Source organism: Nocardia sp. NPDC004722 (assembly GCF_053601505.1).
The window spans coordinates 1-4,437 of record NZ_JBSGBY010000664.1; the positions used below are offsets into that span (position 1 = coordinate 1).

At 62.5% G+C, this 4,437-nt stretch carries 5 protein-coding genes; 2 read left to right on the forward strand and 3 right to left on the reverse strand.

What is annotated here, in order from left to right; translation table 11 throughout:
* Nucleotides 1–35 precede the first annotated feature (35 nt).
* A complete protein-coding gene (locus ACWELQ_RS39255; RefSeq protein ID WP_452402074.1) occupies nt 36–650 on the reverse strand; it encodes a TetR/AcrR family transcriptional regulator in 615 nt (204 codons plus the stop codon).
* 106 nt (nt 651–756) lie between these two features.
* On the opposite strand from ACWELQ_RS39255, the gene ACWELQ_RS39260 reads away from it, so the two are divergent.
* Nucleotides 757–1,611: an alpha/beta hydrolase gene (locus tag ACWELQ_RS39260; RefSeq protein WP_452402075.1), complete on the forward strand. Its 855-nt coding sequence runs from the start codon at nt 757–759 to the stop codon at nt 1,609–1,611.
* A 304-nt stretch (nt 1,612–1,915) separates the two neighbouring features.
* The gene (locus ACWELQ_RS39265) at nt 1,916–2,437 is read left to right on the forward strand and encodes a DUF6630 family protein (RefSeq protein WP_452402076.1); all 522 of its coding nucleotides are present in this window, start codon (nt 1,916–1,918) and stop codon (nt 2,435–2,437) included.
* 243 nt (nt 2,438–2,680) lie between these two features.
* On the opposite strand, the gene ACWELQ_RS39270 is transcribed toward ACWELQ_RS39265, so the two are convergent.
* Entirely contained in the window at nt 2,681–3,148 is a 468-nt protein-coding gene (locus ACWELQ_RS39270) for a hypothetical protein (protein ID WP_452402077.1), read from the reverse strand.
* A 4-nt stretch (nt 3,149–3,152) separates the two neighbouring features.
* The gene (locus tag ACWELQ_RS39275) at nt 3,153–4,160 is read right to left on the reverse strand and encodes a hypothetical protein (protein ID WP_452402078.1); all 1,008 of its coding nucleotides are present in this window, start codon (nt 4,158–4,160) and stop codon (nt 3,153–3,155) included.
* Between the last annotated feature and the right edge of the window lie 277 nt (nt 4,161–4,437).

The window sequence follows — 4,437 nt, forward strand, 5'->3', positions numbered from 1 at the left end:
TGACCGGATACTGGATCGCGCGTTCTGCGTGACGGTCAGGTTGCCTGAGCGGTGAGTGCCTTTGTCCAGAAGTTGATCAGGGACTCGAGGCAGTCGTCGATCGAGTAGCTGTCGGGTGGGTCGAGAACCACTCCGTGTATCTGCGCTTCGACGGCTTGCACGAGAAGCACCGCGGTCAAGTCCGGATCGGTTCCGCCGACACCGAGGCGGTTGAGGTGGAAGGCGACTTCGCCGGCCAGCAGCTGTTCGAACTGTTTGAGCTTGCCGGTGCTCGTCACCGTGCGGGGTGCCTGCTCATAGAGCAGGCGATGCATGTGCGGCTGGGCGGTGTGCAGGCGCGCGACAGCGGTGATCAGCCGTCGCACGGTCTCCTCCAAAGACGGTTGCTCGCTGCGCAATTGGGTTGCTTCGGCCAATAACTCCGCAGCCCCATCGCGCAGGTGGCGTTCGGCGAGTGCGTAGAGCAGCGCGTCCTTGTTAGGGATGTAGTGATAAAGCGTGCCGATCGACACTCCGGCCAGTTCGGCGACCTTGTTGGTGGTGGTCGCGGCGTAGCCGTGCTGGTGGAAAAGTCGAGCAGCTGCGTCGAGGATCGCGTCGAAGGTGAACTCCGATCGCTGCTGGCGCGGGGTTTTGCGTGGGGTCGACATGGTCTCCCGAAACCGAGTTGTCAGAACCGAGGATTGCTCGAATCATTGTGGCATGCATGACTCCTACCTGGCATTTCTTCCCCATGACCTCCGACCGTGCCCGGAGTTGCGGCCCGAGTCGACCTGGTGGCAGTGGCGTGACGCGCGCGTCCATATCGAGCGGATGCCCCGAGCCGAGGCCGCGGTGCGGATGCTGTTGGTGCACGGTGGTGGTGGGCACGCGGCGGTGATGTGGCCGTTCGCGGCGTTGGCGGCGCAGTTGGGCTTCGAGGTGGTGGTGCCCGACCTGCCGGGTTACGGCCGCACCGAAGTGAGATCAGCTGCGGCGGTGCGCTATTCAGACTGGGTCGACTGCGTCGCCGATCTGGTGCGGGCCGAGAAGGCCGTCGATCCGCGCCCGCTGGTCGTGTTCGGGGCCAGTATGGGCGGGATGCTCGCCTACGAGGCCGCGGCGCGGACCGGAGTGGTCGACGCGATCGCGGTCACTTGTCTGCTCGACCCTCGCTCGCCCCAGGCTCGTCGTGCCATCGGCCGATTCGGCTGGCTCGGGCGTCACGGGGCATGGCTGCTCGTTCCTGCGCTCGACCGGATTCGTGTGCCAATGAGGTTGGTGGCCAACATGACCGCGATGTCCAACCGCGCCGAACTCACCACCACCGTCATCACCGATCCACACGGCGGCGGAGTCTGGATGCCGTTGGGATTCTTGCGGACCTACCTACGATCAGCACCGTTCGTCGAGCCCGAAGACTTCACCATCTGCCCGGTGTGGCTGCTTCACCCCGGTGCCGATCGCTGGACCCCACTGGCCATCAGCCTGGCGTACTTCGATCGGATCACCGCCCCGAAACACCTTGTCATCCTTGACGAGGCAGGCCATTACCCGGTGGAAGACCCTGGAATTCGCCAGCTGATTTCGGCACTGACGGGCATCCATCAGCAGATTGCCAACGCCATGTAATCGGCAGGACAATGCGTTCTGGTCGACGCCGGGGGGCGGTGGTCTGGAGATCAAAATCGTTCGCCCCCAGCGATCTTCAAGGCCGACTGCTTGGCACCTTCGGACCGGGCGGCTCGCGGCATGGCAGGACGATTGGCATCGAGACGAGTCTGATCTCAGGCCTGCCACTCCTGGAACTACCGGTGAACTGCCGATCGCGAACGGTGTCGTTTCTGACTCCTATACTGCGGCAGCACAATACAATCCACGAGCTCCAGAGGTCTCCTTGTCGGAATCTGACGTCCTACTGCCCGCCTCCGCGCCCTTGATCGAGCTAGCCCACGCGATCTGCGGATACAGAACAGGATTGGTACACGCAGTTCAAGCTGCCATCGATGATCCTCAGGCGTACATACGAGACCGGCCGTGGATGGCGCGACTCGAGGGAGATGATTTCGGCTGGGAGGCCTTGCTCGATCAGTTGCGTGAACCCTCCGACGGGCGTCCGCTGCGCCTGTACGGGTTCGACCACAACGCGATGCCCTACGACATCCGATGGGGCGTGCAGTTGCTGATCCTGTACAACGGCGGCGACGGCCTGGATTGGGATTGGCTCGATGATTATGTGGCCAACCTGGAGAACAAAGGCTGGGACTCAGACGATATCGCTCACAAACTCCTGATCGAGTGCGGCCGACGCAGCTCAGAAATCGGCTTCACCCTGATCGGCATAACCCGCGGAGACTCGGAGGAAGTGTTCTCGGTCAGACCGGGCGGCGACGTAGATCGAATCATGGAGTTGGCGGCTCGGATCGGGCATGGTCATGATGTCTGGGTGCTTCGCTGAACGCAGTGTCAGGCGGGCAGCCCGATGCCGTGATTCTCCCACGATCAACCGTATTATCAGCTCATCGGTCTCCCCGTATGAACATCATGTAATCGGCTAGCGCGCACTGCTGCCGACCGTACGGCGCTCTGCCCGTCGATCTTCTACCTACCCGCACTGGTCGGTTCGGTCAGCGCGGGTAGGTGGCAGGTGAGTGTGTTCCGACTTTGGCCGGTTCCCAGCGGCTGGGCTCGGTGGGCGTCATCAAAGCTGTAGTTCCGCCAAGGCTGTGTTGGCCGCGAGCCGCGGGAACTGCTCGCACAGTTCGGTCAACACATCGTCGCGGAAGGCCACCCAGGCGTGCCTGAGTTCGTCGATCTCGCAGACCGCCTCGACGACCTCCTCGGCCGTCGAGTACGCGCACGAGATCCTGGCCTTGCCGGCCTCGGGTGTGAACACGATCAGGTCGGAATTCTCGGTGAACCCGAGCCGGAAATGCTCGCCCCGTTCCATGTAGTCCGGCACCCGCTGCATCGACCAGACGAAGTCGAACACTGGTGTCCACGACCACGGTGGGGCCAGCTCGACCCCGTCGACGGTGAACGACAGATCCGACAGGAAGTAGTACCAGCACAGATCGACTCGGCTTACGGTCGCAAGGTCGACCCCGGCTTGGTGCTCGCGGCCGTGTTCGACGTACATGCCGGAGCACAGATATTTGATCGTCACCATCAGATCACTCCCAGTCGAGCTCGTAGCGGTACCACTGTCGGGGATTGCCCTCTTCGTGGATCCACAGGTTGGCGCCGCGCCCGATCCGCCCCCGGGCCCAGCCCGTGGGTGGTCGACCACCGGGCAGAAGCAAAGTCTCGCTACCGATTTCGGTGATCTCCGCATAGTGCTTGTGCACACGACGAACCTGCCACACGATCTCCTCGCCGCGGCGATGGTGGTCCAGGAACCCGAAGGTCGATCTGGATACCGCCAGGCCGTGGCATCGAGTCACCGGATTCGGTGTCACCGATCGGACCCCGCGCGCATCGATCTCCGCCAGCGGGAACTCGCTGTAGGGGCAGGCATGTACCAGCGACCGACCGACATTGACCGCGTAGCAGTCACACCAGTCGAGGTTGTTGCCGGTGTCTTCGTACGCGAACCACGGCTCACCGCCAGGATCGTCCCAGCGAGCCAAACCGAGCATGAAGGTGCATGACCAGGTGCCGTCGTGGCCGAGGAATTGATAGGTGGATTCGTCGAAATAGCTGATCCAGATTCTGCCGTTGGAGTCGGTCAGCAATTGTTCGATGCCGTCGCCTGCGTAGAAGGCTCCCACAGGGTTCCCGGTGCTGTCGAAGGCTGCGACATTGCAGGGCAAGACAACATTTTCGGCTGGAATCGAATGCTCGTACGTCCGACCGTAATCCGGGCGTGGAATGCGTGCCGCACCCAGGATGACACCGTCGCCGAAAGCATCGATCCTGGAGAACCACTGATCCAGGCCCTGGAGCGCAATCTCGTGCACATCATCGTCGGCGCAGATGACGGCGGTCGAATCGAACCGCGGTATCGGCGGCCTCCACGCCCCTGGCCGTCTCCACGGCAGGCCCGACGACCTATCCTGTGCGGTTTCGACGAGCAGAACGAGTAATCGACCACGGTGGTCGATTGTCGAGGCAAGAAGATCGAATCGTGCGTAGCGCTCCGGCAGAGTGGCGTGAAGCGCGAGATGACGGTTACTGGCCACAGGCCTTTCCGGTTGTCATGCAAGCGATCATGCCACAGCAGGACACTCGCGGTGTGCTCACATACGAACCACGCCCGGCCGGAACGCCACAACCAGCCACCGCTTCTATGACCGACATGACCTCTGCCAGTGCACCTTCCGACTCCCTGCGCTGGCCGTCTCGATAAACGCACTATGCGGCTAGTTGAGGATGTTTGACCAGTCGGCGCGCTACGACTCTTCGGTATCGCCGACAATGATGTCGCCTGGATCGAAGTCCGACTTGTGAAGCTCCCGG